24 protein-coding genes are annotated in these 26,321 nt (G+C 64.1%); 12 read left to right on the top strand and 12 right to left on the bottom strand.

Features of this window, described 5'->3' with window-relative positions:
- The first annotated feature begins 162 nt into the window (after window positions 1-162).
- Both QMZ05_RS00435 and QMZ05_RS00430 read left to right on the top strand, forming a co-directional pair.
- Window positions 163-1,659, top strand: coding sequence for a M81 family metallopeptidase (locus tag QMZ05_RS00435; RefSeq protein ID WP_353698969.1), 1,497 nt, complete (start codon window positions 163-165; stop codon window positions 1,657-1,659).
- Window positions 1,656-2,666 carry a glutathione S-transferase N-terminal domain-containing protein gene (locus tag QMZ05_RS00430; protein ID WP_353698968.1) on the top strand — a complete coding sequence of 337 codons (1,011 nt, stop codon included), beginning with the start codon at window positions 1,656-1,658 and terminating at the stop codon, window positions 2,664-2,666. The genes QMZ05_RS00435 and QMZ05_RS00430 overlap by 4 nt, the downstream gene beginning before the upstream one ends.
- 38 nt (window positions 2,667-2,704) lie before the next feature.
- Here QMZ05_RS00430 and QMZ05_RS00425 read toward each other — a convergent pair whose 3' ends face one another.
- The 5 genes from QMZ05_RS00425 to QMZ05_RS00405 form a co-directional block, all read right to left on the bottom strand.
- Window positions 2,705-3,334, bottom strand: coding sequence for a DsbA family protein (locus QMZ05_RS00425; protein ID WP_353698967.1), 630 nt, complete (start codon window positions 3,332-3,334; stop codon window positions 2,705-2,707).
- A 505-nt stretch (window positions 3,335-3,839) separates the two neighbouring features.
- Window positions 3,840-5,762, bottom strand: a complete 1,923-nt coding sequence (locus tag QMZ05_RS00420; RefSeq protein ID WP_353698966.1) for an NAD(P)/FAD-dependent oxidoreductase — start codon at window positions 5,760-5,762, stop codon at window positions 3,840-3,842.
- Between the two features lie 7 nt (window positions 5,763-5,769).
- A complete protein-coding gene (locus QMZ05_RS00415; RefSeq protein WP_353698965.1) occupies window positions 5,770-6,543 on the bottom strand; it encodes an SDR family NAD(P)-dependent oxidoreductase in 774 nt (257 codons plus the stop codon).
- Window positions 6,540-7,181, bottom strand: coding sequence for a TetR/AcrR family transcriptional regulator (locus tag QMZ05_RS00410; protein WP_353698964.1), 642 nt, complete (start codon window positions 7,179-7,181; stop codon window positions 6,540-6,542). The genes QMZ05_RS00415 and QMZ05_RS00410 overlap by 4 nt, the downstream gene beginning before the upstream one ends.
- Window positions 7,178-8,674 carry an AMP-binding protein gene (locus tag QMZ05_RS00405; RefSeq protein ID WP_353698963.1) on the bottom strand — a complete coding sequence of 499 codons (1,497 nt, stop codon included), beginning with the start codon at window positions 8,672-8,674 and terminating at the stop codon, window positions 7,178-7,180. The genes QMZ05_RS00410 and QMZ05_RS00405 overlap by 4 nt, the downstream gene beginning before the upstream one ends.
- Before the next feature lie 170 nt (window positions 8,675-8,844).
- Here QMZ05_RS00405 and QMZ05_RS00400 point away from each other — a divergent pair, with 170 nt between their 5' ends.
- The 9 genes from QMZ05_RS00400 (at window position 8,845) to QMZ05_RS00360 (ending at window position 16,937) form a co-directional block, all read left to right on the top strand.
- Complete coding sequence (locus tag QMZ05_RS00400; RefSeq protein WP_353698962.1) at window positions 8,845-10,104, top strand: ABC transporter substrate-binding protein; 1,260 nt, start codon at window positions 8,845-8,847, stop codon at window positions 10,102-10,104.
- Window positions 10,105-10,202: 98 nt separating this feature from the next.
- Window positions 10,203-11,105 carry a branched-chain amino acid ABC transporter permease gene (locus QMZ05_RS00395; protein WP_353698961.1) on the top strand — a complete coding sequence of 301 codons (903 nt, stop codon included), beginning with the start codon at window positions 10,203-10,205 and terminating at the stop codon, window positions 11,103-11,105.
- Complete coding sequence (locus QMZ05_RS00390; RefSeq protein ID WP_353698960.1) at window positions 11,102-12,121, top strand: branched-chain amino acid ABC transporter permease; 1,020 nt, start codon at window positions 11,102-11,104, stop codon at window positions 12,119-12,121. Before QMZ05_RS00395 ends, QMZ05_RS00390 begins: the two co-directional genes overlap by 4 nt.
- A 2-nt stretch (window positions 12,122-12,123) precedes the next feature.
- Complete coding sequence (locus QMZ05_RS00385) at window positions 12,124-12,882, top strand: ABC transporter ATP-binding protein (RefSeq protein WP_353698959.1); 759 nt, start codon at window positions 12,124-12,126, stop codon at window positions 12,880-12,882.
- Complete coding sequence (locus QMZ05_RS00380; RefSeq protein ID WP_353698958.1) at window positions 12,879-13,595, top strand: ABC transporter ATP-binding protein; 717 nt, start codon at window positions 12,879-12,881, stop codon at window positions 13,593-13,595. Before QMZ05_RS00385 ends, QMZ05_RS00380 begins: the two co-directional genes overlap by 4 nt.
- Before the next feature lie 28 nt (window positions 13,596-13,623).
- Window positions 13,624-14,850 (top strand): CoA transferase, encoded by a 1,227-nt coding sequence (locus QMZ05_RS00375; RefSeq protein ID WP_353698957.1) that lies wholly within the window; start codon window positions 13,624-13,626, stop codon window positions 14,848-14,850.
- Window positions 14,847-15,623, top strand: a complete 777-nt coding sequence (locus QMZ05_RS00370) for an enoyl-CoA hydratase/isomerase family protein (protein WP_353698956.1) — start codon at window positions 14,847-14,849, stop codon at window positions 15,621-15,623. The genes QMZ05_RS00375 and QMZ05_RS00370 overlap by 4 nt, the downstream gene beginning before the upstream one ends.
- Window positions 15,624-16,079 carry a MaoC family dehydratase gene (locus QMZ05_RS00365; protein ID WP_024582047.1) on the top strand — a complete coding sequence of 152 codons (456 nt, stop codon included), beginning with the start codon at window positions 15,624-15,626 and terminating at the stop codon, window positions 16,077-16,079.
- 3 nt (window positions 16,080-16,082) lie between these two features.
- Window positions 16,083-16,937: a CoA ester lyase gene (locus QMZ05_RS00360; RefSeq protein WP_353698955.1), complete on the top strand. Its 855-nt coding sequence runs from the start codon at window positions 16,083-16,085 to the stop codon at window positions 16,935-16,937.
- On the opposite strand, the gene QMZ05_RS00355 is transcribed toward QMZ05_RS00360, so the two are convergent.
- The 7 genes from QMZ05_RS00355 to QMZ05_RS00325 form a co-directional block, all read right to left on the bottom strand.
- Window positions 16,938-18,179 (bottom strand): CoA transferase, encoded by a 1,242-nt coding sequence (locus tag QMZ05_RS00355; RefSeq protein ID WP_353698954.1) that lies wholly within the window; start codon window positions 18,177-18,179, stop codon window positions 16,938-16,940.
- Window positions 18,176-19,219, bottom strand: a complete 1,044-nt coding sequence (dctP, locus tag QMZ05_RS00350) for a TRAP transporter substrate-binding protein DctP (protein ID WP_353698953.1) — start codon at window positions 19,217-19,219, stop codon at window positions 18,176-18,178. The genes QMZ05_RS00355 and dctP (QMZ05_RS00350) overlap by 4 nt, the downstream gene beginning before the upstream one ends.
- A gap of 40 nt (window positions 19,220-19,259) precedes the next feature.
- Window positions 19,260-20,549 carry a TRAP transporter large permease gene (locus QMZ05_RS00345; RefSeq protein ID WP_353698952.1) on the bottom strand — a complete coding sequence of 430 codons (1,290 nt, stop codon included), beginning with the start codon at window positions 20,547-20,549 and terminating at the stop codon, window positions 19,260-19,262.
- Window positions 20,546-21,106 carry a TRAP transporter small permease gene (locus tag QMZ05_RS00340; protein WP_353698951.1) on the bottom strand — a complete coding sequence of 187 codons (561 nt, stop codon included), beginning with the start codon at window positions 21,104-21,106 and terminating at the stop codon, window positions 20,546-20,548. The genes QMZ05_RS00345 and QMZ05_RS00340 overlap by 4 nt, the downstream gene beginning before the upstream one ends.
- 17 nt (window positions 21,107-21,123) lie before the next feature.
- The gene (gene dctP, locus QMZ05_RS00335) at window positions 21,124-22,155 is read right to left on the bottom strand and encodes a TRAP transporter substrate-binding protein DctP (RefSeq protein ID WP_353698950.1); all 1,032 of its coding nucleotides are present in this window, start codon (window positions 22,153-22,155) and stop codon (window positions 21,124-21,126) included.
- 205 nt (window positions 22,156-22,360) lie between these two features.
- Window positions 22,361-23,953, bottom strand: a complete 1,593-nt coding sequence (locus QMZ05_RS00330) for an ATP-binding protein (protein WP_353698949.1) — start codon at window positions 23,951-23,953, stop codon at window positions 22,361-22,363.
- Window positions 23,950-24,654, bottom strand: coding sequence for a response regulator transcription factor (locus QMZ05_RS00325; RefSeq protein WP_353698948.1), 705 nt, complete (start codon window positions 24,652-24,654; stop codon window positions 23,950-23,952). The genes QMZ05_RS00330 and QMZ05_RS00325 overlap by 4 nt, the downstream gene beginning before the upstream one ends.
- A gap of 329 nt (window positions 24,655-24,983) precedes the next feature.
- On the opposite strand from QMZ05_RS00325, the gene QMZ05_RS00320 reads away from it, so the two are divergent.
- Window positions 24,984-26,288: a glycoside hydrolase family 3 N-terminal domain-containing protein gene (locus tag QMZ05_RS00320; protein ID WP_353698947.1), complete on the top strand. Its 1,305-nt coding sequence runs from the start codon at window positions 24,984-24,986 to the stop codon at window positions 26,286-26,288.
- The last annotated feature ends 33 nt before the right edge of the window (window positions 26,289-26,321 follow it).

The following is a 26,321-nucleotide window of genomic DNA, read 5'->3' as shown; positions in this document are numbered from 1 at the left end:
GAGGCCGGGGCCCGATTGTTGGCTTGGAACATAGCAGAATCCGCGCGGCGGCAAGCCGTGACGCGTCTGCTTATTTGCAGGTCTGGCGGGCAAAAACCGAATGCGGATTGGCGCGCGGCGCCTTCGATGCCACTATGCGGAAAACAACCGAGGCGCATCAAAATGAGCGATCGCAAGATACGTATCGCCGTCCTGCATTTCTCACACGAGACCGTCTCGTTCCTGCCGAACGAGACCACCCTCGACGACTTCATCTATCCGGGCTCGCCGGCCAGGGGCGAGGCGCTGCTGCAGTTCGATCCCAAGAACTACATGGGCGGCTTCGTGCAGGTGGCGCGCGAGTTCTCCGAGGTCGAACTGGTCGGCATCGAATCCCCGCTCTGGCCGAAGACCTACACCGGATCGGGCTGGATCACCCAGGAGGCCTATCGGACCTTTACCGGCAAGATGATTGCCGGGCTCAAGGAGGAGGGGCCGTTCGACGGCGTCTATCTGTGCCTGCATGGCGCCATGGCGGTGCGCGACGTGCCGCGGCCGGAGGCCGATCTGGCGCGGCAGGTGCGCGAGGTAGTCGGCCGGTCGGCGTTCATCGCCGCGACCTTCGATCCTCACGGCAACGAGGACGAGGCGTTCCTCGAACAGGCGGACATGGCGTTCGCCGTAAAATATTTCCCGCATTATGATGCGCATCTGCAGGGCGAGCGCGCGGCGCGCATGCTGGTGCGGGCGATCCGCGGCGACTACAAGCCGGTGCACAGCACGATCAAGGTTCCGGTGATCTCACCCACCGTGCTGCAATGGACCGGGGCGCGACCCTGGATGGATCTCGTGCAGCGCACGCTGGTGTGGGAGGCCCGCGAGGTCGACGTCTACGTCAATATCTTCTTCGGCTTCCCGTTCGCCGATGTTCCCGATGTCGGCATGACCGTGCAGGTCCTGACCAACGACAACCCAAAGCTCGCCGAGCAGATCGCGCGCGATCTCGCCGGCACGATCTGGCGGCTGCGCGAAGCCTTGCTGCAATCGACGAAACTCCTCAGCATCACCGAGGGCGTCGCGCTGGCGAAGCAGGCCGTCGCTGACCGCAACACGCCGGTGGTGCTCGCCGATCACAGCGACCGCTCGGGATCGGCGACCTGGCTGCTGCGCGGGATCATCGCGCAGGACCTCGCCAACACCGTGATCGCGACCATCGCGGATGCCAAAGCGACGGCAAGCCTGAAGGCGGCCGGTGCCAAGGCCGGCGATGCCTTCGACATGGAGATCGGTGGGCTCGCCGACGAGTCGGCGGGCGATCCGGTTCGGATCCAGGGCACGATTTCGGCTGCTGGCGACGGCTACGGCCAGTTCTGGGTCTGCGTGCGCTTCGGCCGCAACAATGTGCTGATCCTCTCCACCTATCTGGTGCAGATCATGGAGCCGTTTTCGCTGAAGGCGCTGGTGCCCGACATCGGCGGCTTCGAGGTGATGGCGATCAAGTCGCGGGTGCATTTCCGGCGGGGCTTCGACGACAATGGCTTTGCCAAGACGATCCTGCTGGTCGAGCCGGAGCAACCGTTCCTCGGCACAACGCGTCTCGACAAGTTGCCTTACAGGAATGTCGACCTGACGCGGTTCTATCCCTACGGCAATCCAGCGTTCTCGGAGTCATCATCATGACGGAGGGCCGCTATCGCCTGATCGGTTCGACCGCGTCGCCCTATGCGATCAAGCTGCGCGCACTGATGCGCTACCGGCAGATCCCACACGACTGGGTCATCATGACCAAGTCGCTGCGCGCGGCGACTGCGCATCTGAAGCCGATGCTGATCCCTGTGCTGCAATATCCCGACGGCAGCTATCGCGGTGAGACCACGACGCTCGCCTATGATCTGGAAGCGCGCCACCAGGGGCGCTCGGTGATCCCCGCGGACAAGGCGGTCGCATTCGTCTGCGATCTGCTCGAGGACCTCGCCGACGAATGGGCGGTGAAGCCGTTGTTTCTCTATCGCTGGTGGGCTCCGGAAGACCAGGCTTACGTCTCACGCTGGGCGGGTGAGGAATGGTCGACGTCGGAAGCCGAAGCCGGCAGCCGCGAGGAGATCGAGGAGTTCCGGCAGCGGCAGATCTCGCGCATGGTCATTCTCGGCGCGACGGATGAGAACCGGCCGCTGCTTGAGGAGAGCTATCGGCGGACGCTGGCAGCATTCGAGCCGCATGTCGGCATGACGAACTATCTGTTCGGCAGCCGGCCTTCGCTGGCGGATTTTGCCTGGTTCGGACAACTCAGCGAGATGGCGACCGACCCGACCCCGATGCGGATCATGCGCGAACGCGCGCCGTTCACCGATCACTGGGTACGGCGGCTCGACGACGCGTCCGGCGTCGAGGGCGCCTGGCATCCTCGCGAGCAGGCGCTTGGCGGGTTCGCTGAAGCATTGCTGCGGATCGCGGGCGAACTCTATCTGCCGTTCCTGGCCGCCAATTCGGATGCGTTCGCGGAGGGTCTTGAGCGCCTCGAGATCAAGGTCTGGGGACTGCCTTATGCGCTGGCGCCGTTCAAGTATCAGGTCAAGTGCCTGCAGCAGCTGCGCGAGAAGTTCGCCGCGCTTGGTGCCGGCGATCGCACTGCGTTGAAGCCCGTGCTGGAGCGCACCGGATGCTGGGCCATCCTGGATGGCGGCTGATCGATCGGGAAGGCAAGCAGGTTCAAAACGGCGTGAGTTTAGGTTCGATGTCTGCTCCCGAGTGCGAGCGCGATCGATTCCGGATTTCTGATCCGTTCGATCAGCAGATCGATGCGGTCGCCACCCCAGAACAGTTCGCCGTTGAACACCATGCTGGGAACGCCGAACACGCCGAGCGCTTCGGCCTCGTCGATGATGCGATCGTGTTCGGCGCGGGCAGGGCCGTTGACATAGGCCTCGAACGCGCCGGCAGAGCCGCCGATCGCGGAGATCACGCCGGCAATCTCCGACAACTCGTCGATCTCCAGCTCGTGGTTCCAGAATTTCCGGAATACCGTGTCATGATAGGGCCGGAACAGCCCATGGCGTTGCGCGAACAGCATCCCGGCGCTTGAATAGAAGGCATCGTAGATCCGGCGCGGGCCCTTCATGGTCAGTCCCTGCGCGTTGGCGAACCGCCGCGCATCCATGTAGGAGTAGCGCACCTTGCGCCAGAAGTGCGGCGTGCGTTCCTCGACCGTACCCATGAACTCGGGAATGCGCAGCGTGTAGGGCAGCCATTCCAGTTCGACGCCGCAGGTCTCCTCGAGCTCGAACAGCCGCTTGTTGGCGACATAGGCGTAGGGAGACTTGTAGTCGGTGTAGATCCTGACCTTCGGCTTTTCCATCAGCGTTCCTCAACTCGTCAGGACAATTGTTCCCGATCCCGAGCGGTGGCGCAATGCGGTGTGACGAATGGGAGATCGCGGGCAAACGAACGGGCCCCGGTGCATTCAAGCATCGCGGGGCCCTGCTACTTCGTTTTAGCGAAGGATATCTGGTTATGACCAGTGGTGTTTCGGGACCTAAAAGCGCGTGGCCTTTGCGCTCTCGTCCTGCGGATATGTTCAGATTGTCGGCAGTGCACGCAGCTAGCAGCTGCTGTTCGCCTCACGTGCACCGAGACCTTGCCGCTGAGCAAGGTCGCTGGCTTTCGCCGGTGGCGTCATGCTCCTCTCCAAGGGTGGGCCGACGGACCTCTGTCCGCTTCTGCTGCCTGACGGCCGATCCCATAATCGTCCGTCAATTCCTGCGACGCGAGGAGCAGGCGCTCCAGCACCCCTACAGGTGCAGTCAGCGAAATGCTGCGGCAGTTATGGCCTGCTGTCAAGTTAACGAACAAGGGAATTCAGGTCAGGAATCCTGTCGCGACTTGGTCTTTCGATACTGTGTGAAGTCAGGATCGTGCGTCATCTTCCAGTAGTCGACGAACCGCCACGGCATTGCCGAGAACACGCGGCCGCGACTGTTGCGGTAGTAGGTCGTCATGCCCGGATGCGTCCAGATCAATTGCTCATGCTCGGCATCGACATTGCGGATGTATTCGTTATGCGCGTCGGGATCGACGTCGATCGCGGCGATGTCGTTCTCGATCATCTCGACCAGGCAGGCGGAGATGTAGCGGCTCTGACATTCCGACTGGAAGATCACGCTGCCGCCATGCGCGGGTCCCGAGTTGGGCCCGAGCATCAGAAAGAGGTTGGGGAAGTCAGGCACGGTGAGACCGAGATAGGCGGTCGGATTGTCGTGTTCCCACGCCTGCTTCAGATTCTTGCTCGCGCGCCCGGTGATGTTGAGACGCGCCGCCATCTCGGAGACCTTGAAGCCGGTCGAGATCACGATGACGTCGTGTTGCCGCGATGTGCCGTCGGCCGCGACGATGCCGTCTGCCGCGAAACGATCGATCTTGTCGGTGACCAACTCGACATTCGGCTTGGTCAGCGTCTTGAACCAGTTGTTGTCGAGCAGGATGCGCTTGCCGTAGGGCGGATAGGTCGGCATGCACTTCTCGATCAAATCGGGTCGGTCCTTCAGCTCGGAGAAGATGAAGTCGGCCAGCTCCTGGCGATGCCGGTCGTTGCCTTTGTTGACGGCGCGATCGGGATGCGGCCAGGCCGGATCCTTGCGCAGGAACGGCAGCAGCCCGTCGCCGTAGCGCCAGAACATGTTGAAGCGATACCACTGCACATAGAACGGCAGATGCGCCAGCAGCCACTGCGCGCCCTCGGTGATCGGATCAGAATAGCCCTTCACCGGCCGCGCCCATTGCGCGGTGCGCTGGTAGACGGTGACCGAGGCGACGCGGTCGGCGATCGACGGCACCAGCTGCATCGCGGTCGCGCCGGTGCCGATCACGGCGACATGCTTGCCGTCGAGCTTGATGTCGTCGGACCATAGCGCCGAATGAACCTTGAGGCCCTCGAAGTCCTCGTCGCCGTTGAAGCGGGCAGGCAACGGATCATTGAGTTGCCCGATCGCGCTGACCAGCGCGGTGGACTCGAAGGTCTCCTCGCCGTCCGCGGTCCTCAGCGTCGAGACCCAGCTTCGCTTGGCTTCGTCCCAGTGTGAGGCGACGAGCTCGGTCGAGAGACGGACGTGTCTGCGGATGTCGTGTTCGCGCACGACCTTGAGCAGATAATCCAGCAGTTCCTGTCGCTGTGCGAAGTAGCGGGTCCACGGGTTGCGGGCGCCGAAGGAGAACGAGTAGGAGTGGTTCGGCGTATCGACGCCGCAGCCGGGATAACGGTTGACGTACCAGGTGCCGCCGATCTCGTCCTGCTTCTCGACGATCGTGTAGGGAATGCCGAGCCGCCCGAGCGCAACGCCGAGCGCGATCGCGCAGACACCCGCGCCGACGATCAGCACATGCTGCTGCGCCAGCCTCTCGTCAGCGGGACGCTCGCGCCAGCGCGCCTCGCGGGGAACGAAGCCCATCTCCTCCCGCATCAGCGGGGCATATTCGGGCGCGACGTTCTCGCCGAGCGTCGCGCGCATCATCCGCAGCATCAGCTCATCGCCGGGATCGGTGATGACGGGCTTTGGCGTCCCGTTCGCGAACAGGTTCAGGACCGCCGCGCGGATCTCGTCCTGGATCTCCTTCGGCACGCCGGCATCCGGATCGGGGATCAGGCGGACGTCGCGCTTCGGCTTGTAGGGCGGCTCGAGCCACTTCTCGTCGCCGGTCATGTGCACCAGCACCATCAGCAGCACGCGGATGTCGCCCTCGGCGATGGCGGAGGACAGGTCCAGGTGTTGGCGCGGAAGCTCGATATTCATGCGTTCCTCAGCTGCGTGGTGCTTCCGGCAGGCCGCCATAGGCGGCCCAGGTGGTGCCCGCGATGTAGCCGGCATCGACCGGCAGGTTGATGCCGGTCACGCCGCTGCTCTGCGGCGAGAGAAGCCAGGCGATCGCCTGCGCCACTTCCATCGGCTCAACGAGCCGGTTCATCGCCGTCGGGCTGGCTAGAAGGTCCTTGTTCAGCGCGCCTGACGCGATGCCGGCTTCGAGCGCCGCCGTGCGGGTGAAGCCGGGCGACACCGCGTTGACGCGCACGCCGGAACGTCCCCATTCGGCGGCGAGCGTCTGCGTGATCTGGATGACGCCGGCCTTTGCTGCGGTATACGCGTGGATCGGGCCCGACGTCATGCCGGCCACGGAAGCGACGTTGACGATTGCGCCGTGTTGCCGCTTCGCCATCCCGATGCCGACGCTGCGCGCGACCAGGAACGTGCCGCGCAGGTCGATATTGACCTCACGGTCCCATTGCTCCATCCGCACCCGGTCGATCGTGTGCATCTTGCCGAACACGCCAGCCGCATTGACGAGGCCCGTGATCGGGCCGTGCACCTTCTCGATATCGGCAATGCCGGCGACAACAGCGCTTTCGCTCGCGACGTCGAACGGAGCCGGCCAAAGGATTGCGCTGGTGCCGACCAGTTGCTCCGGCGCGATGTCGACGATGACGACGCGGTGGCCCTGATCGGCAAGCAGCGTTGCGGTTGCCGCGCCAATGCCGCGGCTGCCGCCGGTGACGAGGATGGTGCCGTCCGCGCTCATCGCTTCTTCCCTTCGCTGCTGTTGAACAGGCCGCGCGTGACCAGCTTCTGATAGGCTGTGATCACGTAGTCAGGCACGGCGGTGACGCCTTGCTCGGAGTAGGAATAGCGCCGGCTGAGATAGCCGCGCGCGCCCATCAGCACCTGGACGATGGCCTCGAATTCCTCGTCGCTGAATGTGTTGGTGGCTCCCGCGGCCCGCGCGCGCTGGAGGATCCGGACATAAGCGTTCGAGATGTTGTCAAAATGCTTCTGGTAGCCGGTCGGCGCGAAGAACTCGGCCTCGTTGAGGATGCGGAGAAACTCCGGCACCTCGCGGATGAAATCGAAGAAGGCGCTGAAGCGCTCGATCTCCTGCCGGGCTTCGCTTGCGGTGCCGGTCCGCGCATGGATGAAGCGGACCATGTCGAGGCCGATCTTCGGCAGCAGCTGGTCGAGCAGTTCCTGGCGGTTCTCGAAATGATTGTAGAAGGTGCCCTGCGCGACGCCGGCGGCCTCGGTGATGCGGGCGACCGAGGCTTCGGCATAGCCATATTTGCCAACAACCTTGGTCGCGGCGTCGAAGATCTTCTGCTTGGTCCAGGCGTTGCGCTCGACCCGGTTGAGTTTTGTCACCTTGGCGGGTGTCGCTTGTGTCATGCGGTGGCCTCGAGTTCGGCGCGGAGCACGCGTTTGAGCACCTTGCCGGATGGATTGCGTGGCAGGCTGTCGCGGATGATCAGCTGCCGCGGCACCTTGAAGCCGGCGAGCCGTGCTCGGCAGAATTCGGTGAGGTTGGGCAGGTCGAGCCTTGCATCGTCCGCCAGCACCACGATGGCGACCGGCTTCTCGCCCCAGCGGTCGTCCCGCAGGCCGATCACCGCGACCTCGCGCACCCCGGGGATTTCGTAGATGACGCGCTCGACTTCGGAGGAGGCAATATTCTCTCCGCCGGAGATGATCATGTCCTTCTTGCGGTCGGTCAGATAGAGGAAGCCGTCGTCGTCGAGATAGCCGATGTCGCCGGTGCGGAACCAGTCGCCGAAGAACGCGAACGCGGTCTTCTCCGGATCGTTCCAGTAACCTTGCGTGACCTTCGGGCCGCGCAGGCAGATCTCGCCATCCTGGCCCGCGGGCAGGCGCTTGCCTGTGTCGTCGCGGATCTCGATCTCGACATGGGCGATGGCGCGGCCGGTCGAGCCGATCTTCTCGATCTCGCGGCCGGCATCCATGAACGTATCGCCGCCGCAGCTTTCGGTGAGGCCGTAGGCATCGATGTAGCGCGCGTTCCTGAAATAGTCGGAGAAGGCGCGGATGCGGACCTCCGGTGTCTTCTCGCCGCCACCGATCGCCCATCGCAGGCTGGAGACGTCGTAGCGCTCGCGGTTCGGGCAGGTGAGGAGCGCCGTGGTCATGACGGGCGCGAACCATGCGGCGTTCAGCTTCTCGCGCTCGATCGCGGCGAGCGCCGGTTCGGGCTCGAAGCTGCGGTGAATGCACAGCATGCCGCCGTGCCAGAGCACGGCGATGCCGGGCAAATCGAGCGCGCCGACATGATAGAGCGGTCCGACCACGAGCAGCCGGGTGTCGGCGTTCAATCCGAGCACCAGGGTCTGGTCGGCGGATTTCCAGTAAATGTTCTCGTAGGTGAGCATCACCCCCTTGGGACGATCCGTCGTGCCCGAGGTGTACATCAGTCGCATCAGATCGCGTGGCTGGCGCACATGGATCGGCGCCGGCGCGATGTCGGGCGCGAGGTTGGTGACGCTGGACTGCGCGACCTCACCCAGCAGCACCACAGGCGCGTCGCCGTTTGCGATCGCAGCAAATTCCTCGTCGGCGACGAGCAGGCGCGTGCCGGAATTGCCGACGATGTAGCTGACCTCATCCGCCGACAGGCGATAATTGATCGGCAGGAACACCGCGCCGATATGGCTGGTCGCAAACACCAGCTCGAGAAAAGCGGTGCTGTTCTTCATCAAGACGGCGACGACATCGCCTGTCGCGATCCCGCGCATCGCGAGCCAGCTGCCGACCTGACGGATCCGCAGGTCAAAATCCGCATAGGAGATGTCTTCGCCGCGATATTTCACCGCACAGCGGTCCGGCGTCCGCCTGGCATGAAATGCGATGAAGCTGGAAAGATTGATCATTTGCCGCTCGTTGGGCCAATTCCGGCGCCGTTTTCTCCCTGGATGAACTATGAGTCGTAATTCATATTTGGCTTGACGTCACCCCCCTTGCTCTGAAAACATCAAGGGCATGGAGACGGAACGATCTCCGTAAGGGATTTTGGGAACGCGAACCCGACAGGGAGGGGAGTATGACGAGGACCCGGAAACCGGGCATCAGCCGGCGCTCGACGCTTGCGCTGATGGGCGCCGGTGCGGTGACCTTTGCCGCGCCATGGGTGGCGCGCGCGCAGGCCAAGACGATCAAGATCGGCATGCCGACGATTCTGTCGGGGCGCGTCGCGCAACTCGGCACATCCTCGCGCAACGCGGTGATGCTGGAAGTCGAGAAGGTCAATGCCGCCGGCGGCCTTGCCGGGCGGCAGATCGAGATGGTGATCCGCGACTCCAAGGGACAGCCGCAGGAAGCGGCGCGTGTCGCGCGCGAGCTCGTCAACACCGACGGCTGCGAGATGCTGCTCGACGGCGAGGCATCGTCGGGATCGTTCGCGGTTCATGAGGTGGCGCGTGATCTCGGCGTGCTCTGCATCCACACCTGCTCGGAAGCGTCGTCGCTCACCGCCGATCCCAAGCAGCACATTCCGAACGCCTTCCGCTGCGTGCGGCAGGGCATTCATGACTCGATCGTCGGCGCCGGCTATGCGGCAGGGATCGCCAAGGTCAAGGGCCTGAAGAAATGGGCGACCTGTTCGCCCGACTATGCCTATGGCCGCGACACCACCGGCGAGTTCGTGCTGTACTTGAAGAAGTTCGCGCCTGACGTCGAGGTCATCAGCGAGTCCTGGCCAAAGCTGTTCCAGCCCGACTACACCGAGGTGGTGACCAAGATCCTGCAGGCGAAGCCGCAGGCGCTCTATTCATGCCTGTGGGGCGGTGATCTCACGTCCTATATCGACCAGGCCAATATCTACGCGCTGTTCACCCAGATGGAGGTGTTCGCGGTGAACATGGCCGACTATACCGCGCTCACCGTGGTGAAGAACCTGCCGAAGGGCATCCACTCCGGCGACCGCTACATCAAGACATTCCCGCCGACGCCGGAAAATGCAGCCTGGGGCGATGCCTACAAGGCCAAGTACAACGAGTACCCGACCAACTGGTCGTGGCAGAACGCCACCGCGGTCATGTTCCTCAACGAGGCCGTCAAGAAGGCGAACTCGACCGACGGCAAGAAGGTCGCGGAGGCGCTCACCGGCCTCACCATCAAATGCCCGTTCGGCGCCGACGGCACCGTCACCATGCGCGCCGACGACCACACGCTGGTCGGTTACGCCATCGGCTGGGGCACCACGATCCCGCAGGAGCCCTACGTTCCCGATGTGAAGGCCGGAGACTGGAAGACCATCTTCGAACTCGAAGCCGAGTGGAAGAAGAGCAAGGGCTACACCTGATCCGCATGTGCGGCGGAGGCTGCCACCGGCTGCCTCCGCCTCGCATCTGATGTTTGTCGCGCGCCGACGTTGCGGCCCGCCGTGATGGATGATTTTCTGTGGACCTCGACGCGCTCGCCAGTTGCCTCGCCAGCCCTGCCTGCCTGGTGACGCAAACCACCAGCGGCCTAATCATCGGCATGCTGCTGTTCCTTGTCGCCGTCGGGCTGACGCTGATCTTCGGCGTGCTCAAGGTGGTCAATTTCAGCCACGGCGCCTTCTATATGTTCGGCGCCTATTTCGCGATGACGGCCTATCAGCTCACCGGCAGCTTCGCGCTGGCGATGCTGAGCGGCGCCGTCGGCACCGCGATCCTCGGCCTGATCTTCGAGCGCGTGTTCATGAGCCGGGTGTACGGCCGCGACGTGCTGATGCAGCTTTTGGTGTGCTACGCTTTCGTGCTGATCTTCGACGATGTCGTCCGCATGATCTGGGGGCCTGAGTTCAAGTCGATGGGCATGCCGGCTGCGTTCCAGGTGGCACCGCTGTTCATCGGCGGCGGCGTGGTGCCGCCATACTATCTGCTCTTGATCGGGGTGGCGCTTGCTGCCGCCGTCGTTCTCGGGTTGGGGCTGGCGCGCTCCAGGATCGGCAAGGTGATCCGTGCGGCCGCGCACAATCCCGGGATGGTGTCGGCGCTCGGCATCAACACCGGGCTGATCTATGGCGGCGTGTTCGCGCTCGGCGGCATGCTGGCGGGACTCGCCGGGGCGCTTGCCGCGCCGGTGCGTTCGCTGACGCCGGGCATGGGTTTCTCTGTTCTGATCGAGTCCTTCATCGTCACCGTGATCGGCGGCATGGGCTCGATCCTGGGGGCACTGATCGGCGCGCTGCTGATCGGCCTGATCCGTTCGTTCGGATCGCTCGGCTTCCCGCTGTTCACCGAGGGACTGATGTATCTCTTCATGGTGATCGTGCTGGTGTCGCGTCCGACCGGCCTGTTCGGCAAGGAGGTCGCATGACCGAGTTGCAGGCCGGGCAGGGCGCGCAGCCCCTCGATGTGCCCCGGATTGACGCCAGGCCGCAGCGCTACCGCGATGTGCTGATCGCGCTCGTGGCGTTCGCCTTGCTGGCACTGCTGCCGTTCATCTTCGGCAGCAAGCAGCTGCTCGACTTCGTGATCCGCTGCGCGGCCTACGGATTGTTCGCAACGTCGCTCAACCTCCTGGTCGGATATACCGGACTGATCTCCTTCGGCCACGGCATGTTCTTCGGCCTCGGCGCCTATGGTTTCGGCCTGATGATGCAGAAGACCGGCGTGCCGATCCCGGTCGCCTTCGTCGCCACGCTGGCGATGACCTTCGTGGTCGCCGTCGTCATTGGCGCGATCTGCGTGCGGCTGAAGGAGATCTATTTCGCCTTCGTCACGCTGGCGTTCCAGATGCTGATCCATTCGACCATCCTGTCGTGGCAGTCGCTGACCGGCGGCGACCAGGGCCTGCGCGGCGGCATTCCTCGGCCGGCGTTCCTCGGTGTCGATCTGTCGAACCATCTGCATCTCTACATCACGAGTTGCGCTCTGCTGGTGATCGGGCTGTTCCTGATGCGCCAGATCGCGCAATCGCCGTTCGGCTACACCCTGCGCATGATCCGCGACAACGCCACGCGGGCGAGCTTCATCGGCATCGATGTCTGGCGCGCCAAGTTGACAATTTTCGTGCTGGCGGCGCTGTTCGCTGCGACCGGCGGCATGATCATGGCGCTGTTCGTCTCCGGTGCCTATCCCGAGTTTGCCTACTGGACGATCTCGGGCGAAGGCATCTTCATCAACATGCTCGGCGGCGTGACCACCTTCCTCGGCCCGATAGTCGGCACGGTGCTGCTGTTGATCCTCAACGACACCGTCACCCGGCTGACCGAGTATCACGGCATTGTGCTCGGCATCGTGATCCTGTTCTTTGCCATCGGCCTGCGAAAGGGCCTGATGGATTTTGTCGTCGAATGGTTCGCGCAGCGTCGCGGCGAAGGGCGCGCCTAGCCATGCTGGAAATTCGCGCCCTCTCGAAATCCTTTGGCGGCGTCAAGGCGACTGATAACGTCTCGCTCGACTTTGCCGATGGTTCGCTGACCGCCGTGATCGGTCCCAACGGCGCCGGCAAGAGCACCTTCTTCAACCTGATCACGGGCGCGCTGCGGCCGGACGCCGGGCAGATCCTGCTCAATGGCGTCGACATGGCGGGCAAGTCGCCGCCGGAGATCGTGCGCCACGGCATCGGCCGCGCTTTCCAGGTCGCGAGCATCTTTCCGTCGCTGACGGTCGAGGAAACGATGCTGGCTGCGGTCGGTGCCGATCAGCGCCGCGCCGGCGTGATGCTTCGGCGCTTCCCATTGGCCGAGACCCGCGACCGCGCCGAGCATGCGATGGAGCTGCTCGGCCTTGCCGGCAAGCGCAACAGGACCGCGGCGACGCTGTCGCACGGCGACCAGAAGCTGCTCGATATCGCGCTCGCGCTGGTGCTCGAACCCAAGGTGCTGCTGCTCGACGAGCCGACCGCGGGCATGGGCACCGAAGAGCGTTGGCGCATGATCGACAAGGTGCGCGAGCTCTGGGAGAAGCAGAAGATCACCGTGGTGTTCATCGAGCACGACATGGACATCGTGTTCAAGATTGCGCCAGAGATCGTCGTGCTGTGCTACGGGCGAATTCTTGCGACCGGAACGCCGGGTTCGATCCGCAGCAACGCTGCCGTGATCGAGGCCTATCTCGGCAGCGACGATCACGCAGGAGCGGTCGCATGAGCACGCAGCCGGTGGTGCAGGTCGAGGACCTCGACGTCTACTACGGTACCAGCCAGATCCTGTTCGGCGTCGGCCTGTCCGTGCGCAAGGGCGAGACCATGGCGCTGCTCGGCCGCAACGGCGCCGGCAAGTCGACCACCATGAAGGCGATCATGGGACTGGCGCCGGCACGGCGAGGCAAGGTGACCTTACGTGGCCAGCTGGTCTCCGGAATGCGGCCGCATCACATCGCGCGGGCCGGGCTCGGCTTCGTGCCGGAAGATCGCCAGATCTTTCCCGAGCATACGGTCGAGGACAATCTCGTCATCGGACAGAAGAAGGGGCCTGACGGCGAGGACGAGTGGTCGATCCGCCGCGTCTATGACGTGTTTCCGCTGCTGGAGCCGCTGCGGCACCGGATCGCAGGCCGGCTCTCCGGCGGCGAACAGCAGATGCTGGCGATCGCCCGTACGCTGATGGGCAATCCGGTGCTGCTACTGCTGGACGAGCCGAGCGAGGGACTGGCGCCGATCATCGTGCAGCGCATCGGCGAGCTACTGCGGCAGCTCCGCGGCACCGGTGCCACGGTATTGATCGCCGAGCAGAACATGCATTTTTGCCTTGGCCTTGCGAGCCACGCGACGGTTATCGACAAGGGACAGATCGTCTACACATCCTCCATCGAAGAGCTGAAGGCCAACGACAACATTCGGCAGCGCTATCTGGCGCTGTAGGGCCCTTCGAAACTAACGGGGAGGACAAATGGCGGGCGAACGCAGGCTGACGCCGACGCACGAGGCGCCGTATCGCGGGCTGAAGGTGCTCGATTTCGGGCAGGGGATCGCTTCGCCATATTGCGCGATGCTGCTCGGGGTCTATGGCGCCGACGTCATCAAGGTGGAGCCGCCAGAGGGCGACTGGTCGCGCTATCTCGGCACGACCTACGGCAATCACACGACCTTGTCGGCGGTCTATAACCGCGGCAAGCGCAGCCTGTGCCTCGACATGAAGCACAAGGACGGCATCGCGATTGCGCAGCGCCTGGCGCGCGAGGCCGACGTGCTCATTGAAGGATTTCGCCCAGGTGTCGCCGAGCGGCTCGGGCTCGGCTATGAGAGCCTGTCGCGTGACAATCCCGGCCTCGTCTATCTCTCGGTCAGCGGCTTCGGGCAGAGCGGGCCTTATGCCAAGCGGCCGGGCTCGGACTCGGTAGCGCAGGCGTTCTCGGGGCTGGTCTCGGTCAACATTGGTACCGATGGTGTGCCGCACCGGGTCGGCACCACGATCTCCGACGTGGTCACCGGCGTCTACGCATTCCAGGCCATTGCCACGACCCTGTTCGCGCGCGCGACGGTCGGCACCGGCCGCTGGATCGACGTCAATCTCTGCCAGTCGACGTCAGCGCTGCTCGGGCACAAGGTCGCCGAGTTCATCCTGGAGGGCGGTGCCCCTCGCGCGCTCAATGTGCCGGCCGGCACCTACCAGACACAGGACGGCTGGATGATGGTGACATTGGTGAACGAGCCGCAATACAAGCGGCTGTGCGGTGCGATCGGCCGCGAAGATCTTGCCAGCGATCCGCGCTTCGCCGACTTCGCCCGGCGCGCAGATGCCGCCGATACGCTGATCCCGCAGCTGCGCGAGGTGTTCCTGACGCAGCCGACGGATGCCTGGCTAAAGGCGCTGCACGCGGCCGATATCATCGCGGAGCGGATCCTCAATCCCGGCGAATGGCTGCGCGACCCTCATGTCGAGGCGACGAGGGCGTCGGTCCGTCAGGATACGTCGGGTGTCGGCGCGGTCTATTCGCCGCGGACGCCGGGGATCGCGAGCTTGTCCGAGGATCACCTGTGCTCCGCGCCGGATGTCGGGCAGGATAGCCGCGCCGTGCTGACAGAGGCTGGATTTGGTTCCGCCGAGATCGACGGCTTGCTGCAGTCGGGTGCGGTGCGGCAGGCCAAAGCGATGGCAGGAGGCAAGACATCATGAGCACAGACCTCGTTCGTTACTCGGTCACTGAGCAGATTGCGGAGATTGTGCTGGATCGCGCGCCGGTCAATGCGCTCAGCATTCCCTTGATCGACGCGTTGCTGGCGGCGCTGGCGAAGGCGCGCGATGATGACGCGGTGCGCGCCGTCATCGTCAGCAGCGCCCACAAGGTGTTTTGCGCCGGTCTCGACCTCGATATCGTCAGGGGCAAGCCCGCGATCGAGACCAAAAAGTTCCTCGAGCGGCTGTATTTCGCGTTGAACGATACGCAATACCGCATGGGCAAGCCGACGATTGCGGCGATCGACGGCGCGGTGCGCGCCGGCGGCATGACGATCGCGATCTCCTGCGACATGATCGTTGCGGGCGACGGCTCGACGTTCGGCTATCCCGAGATCGATGTCGGCCTGATCCCGGCGATCCACTTCGTGCAGCTGCCACGGCTGGTCGGCAAGCACCAGGCGTTCGGTCCGCTGTTCCTCGGCGAGCCCTTCGATGCCGCAACGGCCTTTCGCATGGGGCTGCTCAGCGAAGTGGTGCCGAAGGGCACGGCACTGGAGCGGGCCCGCGAGCTCGCGCGCAAGCTGGCGGCGAAATCGCCCATCGTGATGAAGATCGGTCGCGATGCCTTCATGCGCGCGGTCGATGCCGATTTCCGCCGCTCGGTGGAGAACACGGCGGAAAGTTTCGTGGTGGTCGCCTCGACGGAAGACTGCCAGGAAGGGCTGAATGCGTTCGTCGAGAAGCGGACGCCCAACTACAAGGGACGATAAATGGCTGGATTGTATTTCGAAGAGTTCGAGGTCGGGCGGGAATTCCATCACGAGTTCAGCCGAACCGTGACGGAGATGGACAACACCATGTTCAGCCTGCTGACCATGAATCCGCAGCCGCTGCATCTCGATGCGCATTTCTCCGAGAAGACCGAATTCGGCCAGCGGCTGTTCAACAGCCTCTATACGCTCGGCATCATGATCGGCATGAGCGTGTACGACACGACCTTGGGCACCACGGTCGGCAATCTCGGCATGACCGACGTCAAGTTTCCGAAACCGGTCTTTCATGGCGATACCTTGAAAGCGCATACCAAGATCATCGGCAAGCGTGCCAGCAAGTCGCGGCCGACCCAGGGCATCGTCGAGTTCGAGCACACCATGACCAACCAGCGCGGCGAGGTGGTGGCGAGCTGCCGCCGCACCGGCCTGATGCACTGCAAGCCGAAGGCGTAAGCGATGCGATCGTTCCTGTTCGTTCCCGGCGACAGCACCCGGAAATATGAGAGTGCGAAGAAAACCGCGGCCGATGCCCTGATCCTCGACCTTGAGGACTCGATTGCGCCGGAGCAGAAGGTCGTTGCGCGCGGGATCACACGGCAGATGCTCGATGCGCGCAATCCGGAGCAGAAGCTCTATATCCGGGTCAACGCCCTCGACACCGACCTGACACTCGGCGACCTTGCCGCTGTGATGCCCGGCAAGCCCGACGGCATCGTGCTGCCGAAATGCGCCGGCGCCGCCGACGTCAACAAGCTCGCGCTCTATCTCGACGCGTTCGAGGCGGCCTCCGGCATCGAGCAGGGGTCCACACGGATCGTCACGGTCGCGACCGAAACGGCGCGCGCGGTTCTCAAAATCCTCGACTTCGAGAACATGTGCCCGCGGCTCTGGGGCATGATGTGGGGGGCGGAGGACCTGGCGGCTTCGCTTGGCGCGACCCGCAACCGTACCGACGGCCGCTATCACTCACCGTTCATTCTCGCCCGCGATCTCTGCCTGATCGGCGCGGCCGCGGCCGGCGTCGTTGCGATCGACACCATCGCCACCGACATCAACGATCTCGATGCGCTGAAGGCAGAGGCAGTCGCTGCGCGGCAGGACGGCTTCCTGGCCAAGGCCGTGATCCATCCCAAGCATGTCGACGTCGTCAACGCGGCCTTCATGCCGACCGACGAGGAGATCGCATGGTCGGAGCGGGTGATCGCCGCGTTTGCCGATAATCCATCAGGTGTCGCCAAGATGGACGGCAAGATGCTGGACAAGCCGCATTTGCGCGCCGCCGAGAAGATATTGGCGTCGCGCAGGAAATAGTCAGGAGGAGCCGGGCTCGATCAGCGCGCCCTCCGCGATGAGGGCGGCAATCTCGGCATCCGCAAGTCCTGCCTCGCGCAGGATCTCCCGGCCGTGCTCGCCGAGGTTCGGCGGATAGGTCCGGATCGACGGCGGCGTCCGGCTCCAGGTGGCGGCCGGGCCGGCAACGCGCAGCGTGCCTTCGGTCGGATGCTCCAGCGATTGGAGCAGCCCGACGGCTTTGAGATGCGGATCGTCAATTAGGCTATCGAGGTCGTGCAGAGGTGCATGCGGAATGTCGGCCTCTTCGAAGAAGCGCATCCATTCGGCGGTGCTGCGGGTCTTCATCATCTGCGAAAACCAGTCGTAGACGAAGTCGTAGTTCCTCGTTCGCGCCGAAATGCTGTTCAGCCGCGGGTCGCGATCGGCCTCATCGGCGAGGCCGATCTTGGCGAAGAATGCGTTCCACTGCTTGTCGGAATAGACCAGCGCGCAGATGTAGCCGTCGCTGGTCTGATACGGCCGGCGATCGGGCGACAGCAGCCGGGAGTAGCCGGGCGGCCCGATCGGCGGCTCGAAGCTGCGGCCAGCCATGTGATCGCCGAGCACGAACTGCGCCATGGTCTCGAACATCGGGATCTCGATCGCCTGGCCCTCGCCGGAGCGCTCGCGGTGGAACAGCGCCGCCAGGATGGCGTGGACGGCATTGAGGCCAACGATGCGGTCGGCCATGGTCGCCGGAGAGTAGCGCGGCTCACCGGTGATCTGGCCGGTCAGCGCGGGCAGCGCCGTCAGCCCCTGGATCAGGTCGTCATAGGCGGGCCGGCCCGCATAGGGGCCGGTCTCGCCGAAGCCGTGCAGGCTGGCATAGACCAGCCGCGGGTTGACGGCGTGCAGATCGTCGGCGCCGAGCTTCAGCCGCGCCATTGCCGCGGGACGGACGTTGTGGACGAACACGTCGGCGTCCGCGGCAAGCCGCAGCAGCGCCGCGCGGCCGCCGGCCCTCTTCAGGTCGAGCACGATCGAGCGCTTGTTGCGATTGCCCTGCAGGTACATCGCGCCCATCCCAGGATGGCGCATCGGGGCCGCATGGCGCATCACATCGCCATCGGGGCTCTCGACCTTGATCACGTCGGCGCCGTAGTCGCCGAGGATCATGGTTGCGTAAGGCCCCATCATCACGCTGGTGAGGTCGATGATCCTGACACCGGCGAGCGGGCCCGCCGGCGCAGATGGTTCGTCTCTCGTCGGTGCCGAGCTCAATGGGTGGCGGCCAGCGCTTCGGTGAAGGCCTTGAAGACGTCGGTGCCCGGCTTGCCGCGCTTGTCGACGTCCTTCACCCAATCCTGGGCCACCGACTTGAAGGCGGTGTCGAACACCTTCTTGTCGTCGGCGCTGAAGTTGATGACCTTCATGCCCTGCGACTTGATCTTGTCAGCCGCGGCCTTCTCGCCGTCCTCGAACCGCTTGCAGGCCTCGCGCGTGGTCTGCTCGCCGGCCTCGATCAGCGCCTTGCGCACGTTCTCGGGCAGCGACTTGAACTTCAGCTCGCCCATCGAATAGGTGAAGATCGCGGTGCCGAAGTTCAGGCCTTCGGTACCCGACTTCAGGATCTTGCCGAAGTCGTAGGACGCCGAGCTCTGGTAAGAGAAGATCAGCCCGTCGAGCGTGCCGCGGGTCAGCGATTCATAGATTTCCGGCGCGGCCATCCGCACCGGCACGCCGCCGATCGAGCGCATCATGAGATCCATCGCGCCGCCGGTGGTGCGGATCTTCAGACCTTCGAGGTCCCTTGCCGTCTTCACATCGCGGCTGGTCGCTAGCTGGACCTGGTAGGCGGGCAGCGCGAGCGTCACCAGTGGACGGAGCTGGTTGGGCGCGAATTCCTTGGTCTCCAGGATGCCGCCATTGTGCGAGATCTTGTAGAAGGCGAGGGAGCCCTGGCATTCGTTGTCGAAGATGCCGGGCAATTCGGCAACGGCGGTCAGCGGAAACTTGTCCGACGAGTAGGACGGCACGATGTAGGAGACGTCCGCGACGCCGAGCGCGGTAAGCTGGGCCATGTCCTTGGCCTTGCCGAGCTGCTCCGCCGGGAAGTGCTGAAACGTGACCTGGCCGTTGGTCAGCTTGGCGACGAGCTCGGAGAACGGCTTGCCGACGAGCTCATGGATCACGTGGCCGGAGGGCAAGCTGTCGGCAAGGCGCAGCGTGATCTTCTCCTGGGCAAGGCCCGACGATGCGGACGCCGCGAGCAAGACCGTGCCGAGGCCTGCGCCGGCGAAAAAACGGGAATACAAATTCATCATGGTCTCCCAGAGATGGCCGTCTCGACCGACGGCTTCTTCAATGTTGCATGTGGTTCGGCAGCCAGAGGATGATCTCCGGGAATGCCACGAAAATAGCGATAGCAATCAGATGCGCGATGAAATGCGGGAATGTGCCGTGGAACACCTCGCCCACGGGGCGATGTGCGTAACGCGCCACGATGAAGCAGTTCAATCCGATCGGCGGCGTGATCATGCCGACCTCGGCGGTCACGATCTTGATGACACCGAACCAGATCGGGTCGAAGCCGAGCGACTTGATCAACGGCAGCACGATCGGAACCGTCAGCACCAGGATCGCGATCTGATCCATGAACGAGCCGAGCACGATGTAGCCGCACAGGATCAGCGTGATGATGATCCAGCGCGAGACGTCGAGGCCGCCGACCCAGCCGACGATGTTCTGCGTCACCTGCGTCAGCGTGAAGAAATAGCCGAAGATATGCGCGCACATGATGATCAGCACGATCATGCAGGTGCCTTGGGCGGCATGCCGTAACGTCGTGTAGAGCGAGGTCAGGTTGATCTTGCGCTTCCAGCAGGCGAGGCAGAAGGCGCCGAATGCGCCGAAAGCCGAGGCTTCCGTTGGTGTCGCGATCCCGAGGTAGATCGTGCCTGTGACGATCGAGAACAGGATCACCATTGGGCTGACCTGCCAGAGCAGGCTGAACCGCTCCGACCATGTCACCGCGGAGATCGTCGGCGCGCGCGAAGGATCGAGCAGCACGAGGATATAGATCGTCGACATGATGATGATGGTGACGAAGATCGCCGGGATGATGCCGCTGATCAGCAGCTTCCCGATGTTGACCTCGGCAAGCAGGCCGAAGATGACCAGCGCGACCGAGGTCGGCAGCAGCATCGCGAGCGTACCTGAGATCGCGACGACGCCGGCTGCCATCTTGGGCTCGTAGCCCTGGCGGATCATCGCCGGAAGGCTGGTCGAGGACAGCGTCGCGGCCGAGGCCGTGCTGGTGCCGCAGATCGAGCCGAAGCCCGCGCCGGCGAGCGCAGTCGCCATGCCGAGGCCGCCGGGGATGCGTCCGACCCAGGCTGCCGCGGTCTTGAAGAGATCGTCGGCGACACCCGACAGCAGCACGAGGTCTGCCATTAACAGGAACATCGGGATCGTGATCAGCTCGTAGGAGGTGACGGCCGACAGCGGCGTGGTCTGCAGCACGCCGAGCAGGATCGGCAGGCCGCCGGTTAGATAGAGGCCGAGCCCGCCGGAGAAGGCCATCGCGAATGCGACCGGTGTTCCTATCGCGAGCAGGACGAATAGCAGCGCGAGGATGAAGGTCGGGATCATTCGAAACCTCCGGCAGCCTTCTCCGAATGGCCGGAGATGGCCGGCAGCGGCAGCAGATTTTGACCGGTCAGGAGGCTCGCGATATTGGCAATGAGATGAACGGCAAGGCGCAGTGCGAGTATTCCCGCGCCGACCGGCACGAAGATCGAGGACGCCCAGGTCGGCCACGGGATCGCACCGGCCATCACGTCGCCCGAGACATAATTGTCGAGCGCGCGCTGATAGCCGAGCCAGGTGATCGGAACGAAGATCGCGAGGCCGACGACATTCGAGATGATGACGCAGAGGCGCTGGATGATCGCGGAGAAGCGCGGTAGCAGGATATCGACGCTGATATGGCCGTTGACGGCGTAGGTGCCTGAGAGCGACAGGAAGAAGACGCCGGCCATCACGTAGAGCGAGATCAGGTCATAGGCCCAGGAGAACGGCCGGTTGAAGACGTAGCGCATCACGACGTCGGAGAAGACGATGATCATGATCGCGAACATCAGGGCCGCGGCGATGGCCGAGGTCACCTTCTCGATGGTGGTCAGGGCTTTCAGACTTGTCTTGATCACGTATGGCTCCGTCCGCGTTACTGGGCCGGCACGGCCGCAACGGCAGCGCTGAACTCCTTCAGGGCGTCGCTGCCGTGCTTGCCGCGCGCGTCGAGCCCTTCGGCCCATGCCTTGCCCACGCCCTTGGTCAGGTCCTTGAGCTTGGCGACGACGTCGGGCTGCAGGGTGTCGAAGTGGACGCCTGCGGCCTCCATCGACTTCATGGTCTCGCTGTCCTGCTTCTGCACTTCCTTGCAGGCGGACGGCAGGATCTCCTCGGCGGTGTCGATCATCGCCTTCTGGATCTCGGGCGACAGCTTCTTCCAAGCGTTCTCGCTGATCGAATAGGCGACCACGAAGCTCGCGAAGCCGAAGCCATCGGTGGAATGCTTCACGAGCTTGTCGGCGCCATAGGCGACGACGCTCTCGAGCGGAAACAGCAGGCCGTCCATCGTGCCGCGCGACAGCGACTCATAGGCGTCGGGCGCTGCCATCCGTACCGGCACCGCGCCGATCGCGCGCAAGGTGAGGTCCTGAGCGCCGCCGGTCGATCGCAGCTTCAGTCCATTGATGTCGGCTGTGTCCTTCACCGGCTGCTTCACGGTCAGGATGCGATAGGGTGGCAGGCTCACCGCGAGCAGCAGGCGGATGCCGTTTCCGGTATAATCCTGCTGTGCGATCACGCCGCTCCGCGCAGTCTTCCAATAAGCGAGCGTGCCCTGGCAGGAATGCTCGAACGCGCCGGGGAGCATCGCGACTTCGGAGACCGGCATCTTGTCAGAGACATAGGCGGGCGCGACATAGCCGATATCGGCGACGCCGGTTTGCGTCAGCTTGAGCATGTCGGCGGCCTTGCCGAGCTGCTGCGCCGGATAGTGCTCGAACGTCACCGCGTTGTTGGTGCGCTTCTGGACCTCGGCCATCCAGGGCTCCAGCACGAGACGGACAAGATAGTGTCCCTTCGGAAAGGAGTCCGCGACCCGCAGCCTGATCGGTTCCGCCGCTGCCGCCAGATCGATCGATGCGATGAGGAAGCCGTAACCGGCCAACGCCTGTCGAAGCCCGCCCATATATCCTGCCCCTGAGTAGCCTTGTTGTTTTGAGCAGCTGCGCACAAACAAAATTGCGCGTCAAGCAGGGCTCGGCTCAGCAGTTTGATGATGGCTGATCCTGCAGAAGCATTCGCAGCTCGATATGCTTTGTCCACCGCGCGGGAAATTTCTCGGGTGCGCCGCGCACGGCCCCGCGGTCATCATCGCACGGGTCCGGGACGGGTCAGACCGCGGGAAACGCCAGCTCGAAGGCGACGCCCCGGCTGGTGGGCAGGAGGCGGATCGTGCCGCCGTGAGTCACCATGACGGCTTGCGCGATGGCGAGCCCCATGCCGGTGCCGCCGCTGTCGCGGCGGGTGGTGAAGAAGGCATCGAAGATCTTGTCGCTGTTGGCGGCGGAGATCGGGTCGCCGTCGTTGCTCACCGTCGCCCTGATGGCTGCAGCTTCGGCGGTCGCTTCGAGCTGCACCGACGTTGCATTGTGACGGAACGCGTTGTCGGCCAGATGGGCCAGCACGATCAGCGCCTTTTCGCCGGACATCCCGATCGAACGGTCGAGGCAGCCGCTCGCCGCGATTGTCCGCCCCGGAAAGCGGCTCTTCAAACTTGCGATGACGCGCGAGAGCGGGGTCTGCTCGTTCTGCGGCGCGCTTTCGGCGCGGGCCAGCTCGCGTAGCCGCTGGCTCATCGCATCGAGCCGCTCGACGTCGCCGAGGATGTTCGAGATGAAGCGCTGTTGCTCGGATCGCGTCAACGTTTCGGACTTGCTTTGAAGCGAATCCTGCAGCAGCTCGGCGGCTCCCCTGATCGATGTCAGCGGCGATTTCAGTTCGTGGGTCAAATGCGCGGAGAACGTCGCGATGTAGTCGGAGCGGCGCGACAGCTGCTGGGCCATGTCGAGAAAGCTGTCGGAGAGTTGGGCGAGCTCACGGGTGCCATAATGCTGCAGCGGCTGAAACGCATTGCGGTCGCCGCGGCCGATCCGCACGGCGCGATCGACCAGCTCGCGCATCGGACGCGTGACCGTGCGAGAGAACGTCAGCCCGATCGCAATCGTCGTCAGCAGCACGGCCAATGTGGCGAGCAGGAACTTGCCGCGCTCCTGATAGAGATAATCGAAGATGTTGCTCGGTGTCCGCGACGTGTAGATCACGCCCGCGACGTGATTGTTGACGATGACGGGCATCGCGGAAAAGACATGGACACCGACGCCGCGGCTGATCGAGTAGATCGGCGGCGGAGGTTTGTCCGGCACGCGGATCCGGAGCGCGGCGCTATACTGGCCCTGCAGGGCCGTAGCGACCTCCTCGATATGGGCAAGCGACTGTCCGACCTCCTGCCGTCCGGCGATCACCACACCCTGCGGATCGAGGATGCGGAAACCCGCCAGCGTGACCCTCTGGGTCTCCAGGGTAATCGGCATCAGCGCAGTGCCGATCTCGACATAGGCTCGATCGGCGGGCTTCGCCGCCGGCAGCGCATCGGGCCGTCGCCGCAGCAGGTCGTTGCCGGCGAGATCGAGTGCGGGCCGGATCGGTGTCACCTGATCGCCGGGGTCGGGTAGCGCCTCCGGCGGCACCGCCGCGCCGAGCGGGATGCCGTTGGCGAGCCGTGCCTGTACGTCCCGCGCATAGATCGCGGCCAGCACGCGGCTCTGCGCAATCAACTCGGCCTGGGTCTGGTGAATCAGCTGGTTGTCGTAGAGACGGAAGAAGAACAACCCCATCAGCGGCAGTACCGCGACCAAAGCGAGCACCGTGAAGATCACGAAACCGAGCGACGGTCGCCACTTCCGGTCGGCGCGGTGAGACGTCATGCCTGCGGCTCGCAGCGGCCGAGCTTGAAGCCGACGCCGTGCACGGTCTCGATGACGTTGTCGCACCTTGCTGCGGCCAGCTTGGCCCTGATATTGCGGATATGGCTGTCGATCGTGCGATCCGAGACCTGGATGTTGAGCTGGTAGGCCGCGCCCATGATCTGCTCGCGGTTGAACACCGCGACGGGGCGCGTCAGGAAGGCGCGCAGAATGCCGAATTCGATTGCAGTGAGATGAAGCGCGGTGCCCGCGAACGTCGCAACGTGCTGCCCGGGATCGATCGAAAGCTGCCCACGCGAGAGCACGGTCGTCTCCGGCATCGCGCCCGCCGCGCGCGGCGCGAGCCGCCGCAGGATGACATTGATCCGCGCGACCAGTTCGCGCGGACTGAACGGCTTGGTCACATAGTCGTCGCCGCCAATTTCGAGGCCGAGGACGCGATCGATCTCCTCGTCACGGGCGGAGAGGAACAGGATCGGTACGTCGGACGATTTGCGGATCTCGCGGCAGACGTCGAGGCCATCGAACTCCGGCATGCCGATGTCGAGCACGATGAGGTCCGGCCGTTCGCCGGCAAAGCGGGCCAGCGCGTCCTTGCCGTCGCGCGCCTCGGTGACACTCATGCCGGCTTTCCTGAGCGCAACGCGGATGACCTCGCGGATATGCGGGTCATCGTCGACGACGAGAATACGGTGGGTCAACGGGATCTCCGAATGCGGCGTCCTGGCCGTGCCTCGCTCTCGCTTGATGCAATTGTTCTACAAGGCAACTGCGGCGGGAGACAAGAACGGATCGGCTTCATGACGGTCGGGAAAGGGGGGCTCGTGCAGGTTCGTCATCGCCGGCGGACGAACATCCTGTCCGCAGCCTGGCGAGGTTGAGCCGTGCATGTGCCGCGGATGAGAACGCGACCAGCAGGAGTTCAGGATTTTTATGCAGATTGCGTGCAGGGGCGACTTAACGGCTCGCGCCGTCGAATCTCGTCTGATACGGACGAAGCCGATCGGCCTCTTCAGTCGCGCGTGGTCCCATGCAAGTCAGCAAGTGTATCGGCATTGCCTTGCTCTGGATCGCCGGGCTGGTCTTCGTCTTCGCGGGCATCAACAACAACGATCCGTATCTGGTGCCGCTGCGGGGAACCGGAAACCCTCTCCTCGTGACCGCAAGCATCGCGGTCGTATTCGTGCTGGTCCGCCGCGCCGCCTGGCGCAGGCGGAGTTGGGCGGGGAGCCTTCTGGTCGTCCTGTGGTGCCTGCCGCCGCTTGCGGTGCTGGCCGCGCATGGCGTGTTCGAGGAGCGAAGGCACCGTGTTCTCCGGACGGACCCTGTGCTCGCCCGATCCCTCGGGCAGCACTTTGTCGTCGGCTATCGATCGTTCGACGAGGTCGCGCCGCTTGTGGAGAAAGGCTTCATTGCCGGCATCTATGTCACCCGGCGCAATGTTGCCGGCAGGACGGCAGACACCTTGATGGCTGAAATCGCCGCACTTCAGGCCAAGCGGCGGGCCGCGGGGCTGCCACCGCTAATGGTCGCGACGGATCAGGAAGGCGGCATCGTCTCGCACCTCGCGCCGCCGCTGACGAGGCTGCCTGCGCTAGCCTCATTGGCGGAACTGGCGCCCGGCGAGCAAAGGGCAAAAGCCGAGGAGTTCGGGCGCATCCATGGCCGCGAGCTGGCGTCGCTTGGCATCAATCTCAATTTTGCCCCGGTGCTCGACCTTCGGCCGGACACGAAACGCAATCAGCTCGATTTCAATACGCTGACCAACCAACGTGCGATCTCCGATGATCCGGCCAAGGTGAGCGCGATCGCAGGCGCCTATATCCATGGCCTCGAGTCCGCAGGCGTCAGTGCCACCGTGAAGCATTTTCCCGGATTGGGCCGGGTGCGCGCCGACACGCACCACTTCAGTGCCGATCTCGATACGCCGGTCGGCGAACTCGAGGCGACCGACTGGCGACCGTTCCGCGATGTGCTGTCGACGAGCGGCGCGCGCCTGATGGTCGGGCATGTGGCGGTGACTGCGCTGGACCCCGGACGGCCGGCGTCGCATTCCAAGGCTGTCGTCGACGGGCTGATCCGGAAGACCTGGAACTATCAGGGCATCGTCATGACGGATGATCTGGTGATGGGCGCGATCTATCAGCACGATGTCTGCACGGCGGTCGTGGAGGCGTTGAATGCGGGCGTCGATCTTTTGCTGGTCGCCTATGACGGGTTGCAGTTCTACCGCCTGTTCGCTTGCGCGACCGATGCAGCGGCGAGGGGCCGGCTCGATACCACAATGTTGCACGAGAGCGAGACGCGGCTAAGGCGCGCGCAGCTGATCGACTAGAGCTTCGGTTCTGATTGAACTCTAGACCGCGCG

This window comes from Bradyrhizobium sp. INPA03-11B (genome assembly GCF_040446015.1).
Classification (GTDB): Bacteria; Pseudomonadota; Alphaproteobacteria; order Rhizobiales; family Xanthobacteraceae; genus Bradyrhizobium; species Bradyrhizobium macuxiense_A.
Note: the sequence above shows the minus strand (reverse complement) of the source record. Positions and strands in the feature narration are given on the sequence as shown.

Coding starts and splice junctions, on each gene's coding strand:
- QMZ05_RS00390 (WP_353698960.1), top strand. CDS start 11,102: ATGACCGAGTTGCAGGCCGGGCAGGGCGCGCAGCCCCTCGATGTGCCC.
- QMZ05_RS00410 (WP_353698964.1), bottom strand. CDS start 7,181: ATGACACAAGCGACACCCGCCAAGGTGACAAAACTCAACCGGGTCGAG.
- dctP (WP_353698950.1), bottom strand. CDS start 22,155: ATGGGCGGGCTTCGACAGGCGTTGGCCGGTTACGGCTTCCTCATCGCA.
- QMZ05_RS00385 (WP_353698959.1), top strand. CDS start 12,124: ATGCTGGAAATTCGCGCCCTCTCGAAATCCTTTGGCGGCGTCAAGGCG.
- QMZ05_RS00380 (WP_353698958.1), top strand. CDS start 12,879: ATGAGCACGCAGCCGGTGGTGCAGGTCGAGGACCTCGACGTCTACTAC.
- QMZ05_RS00345 (WP_353698952.1), bottom strand. CDS start 20,549: ATGATCCCGACCTTCATCCTCGCGCTGCTATTCGTCCTGCTCGCGATA.
- QMZ05_RS00330 (WP_353698949.1), bottom strand. CDS start 23,953: ATGACGTCTCACCGCGCCGACCGGAAGTGGCGACCGTCGCTCGGTTTC.
- dctP (WP_353698953.1), bottom strand. CDS start 19,219: ATGAATTTGTATTCCCGTTTTTTCGCCGGCGCAGGCCTCGGCACGGTC.
- QMZ05_RS00435 (WP_353698969.1), top strand. CDS start 163: ATGAGCGATCGCAAGATACGTATCGCCGTCCTGCATTTCTCACACGAG.
- QMZ05_RS00415 (WP_353698965.1), bottom strand. CDS start 6,543: ATGAGCGCGGACGGCACCATCCTCGTCACCGGCGGCAGCCGCGGCATT.
- QMZ05_RS00320 (WP_353698947.1), top strand. CDS start 24,984: ATGCAAGTCAGCAAGTGTATCGGCATTGCCTTGCTCTGGATCGCCGGG.
- QMZ05_RS00370 (WP_353698956.1), top strand. CDS start 14,847: ATGAGCACAGACCTCGTTCGTTACTCGGTCACTGAGCAGATTGCGGAG.
- QMZ05_RS00375 (WP_353698957.1), top strand. CDS start 13,624: ATGGCGGGCGAACGCAGGCTGACGCCGACGCACGAGGCGCCGTATCGC.
- QMZ05_RS00425 (WP_353698967.1), bottom strand. CDS start 3,334: ATGGAAAAGCCGAAGGTCAGGATCTACACCGACTACAAGTCTCCCTAC.
- QMZ05_RS00405 (WP_353698963.1), bottom strand. CDS start 8,674: ATGATCAATCTTTCCAGCTTCATCGCATTTCATGCCAGGCGGACGCCG.
- QMZ05_RS00360 (WP_353698955.1), top strand. CDS start 16,083: ATGCGATCGTTCCTGTTCGTTCCCGGCGACAGCACCCGGAAATATGAG.
- QMZ05_RS00400 (WP_353698962.1), top strand. CDS start 8,845: ATGACGAGGACCCGGAAACCGGGCATCAGCCGGCGCTCGACGCTTGCG.
- QMZ05_RS00420 (WP_353698966.1), bottom strand. CDS start 5,762: ATGAATATCGAGCTTCCGCGCCAACACCTGGACCTGTCCTCCGCCATC.
- QMZ05_RS00430 (WP_353698968.1), top strand. CDS start 1,656: ATGACGGAGGGCCGCTATCGCCTGATCGGTTCGACCGCGTCGCCCTAT.
- QMZ05_RS00365 (WP_024582047.1), top strand. CDS start 15,624: ATGGCTGGATTGTATTTCGAAGAGTTCGAGGTCGGGCGGGAATTCCAT.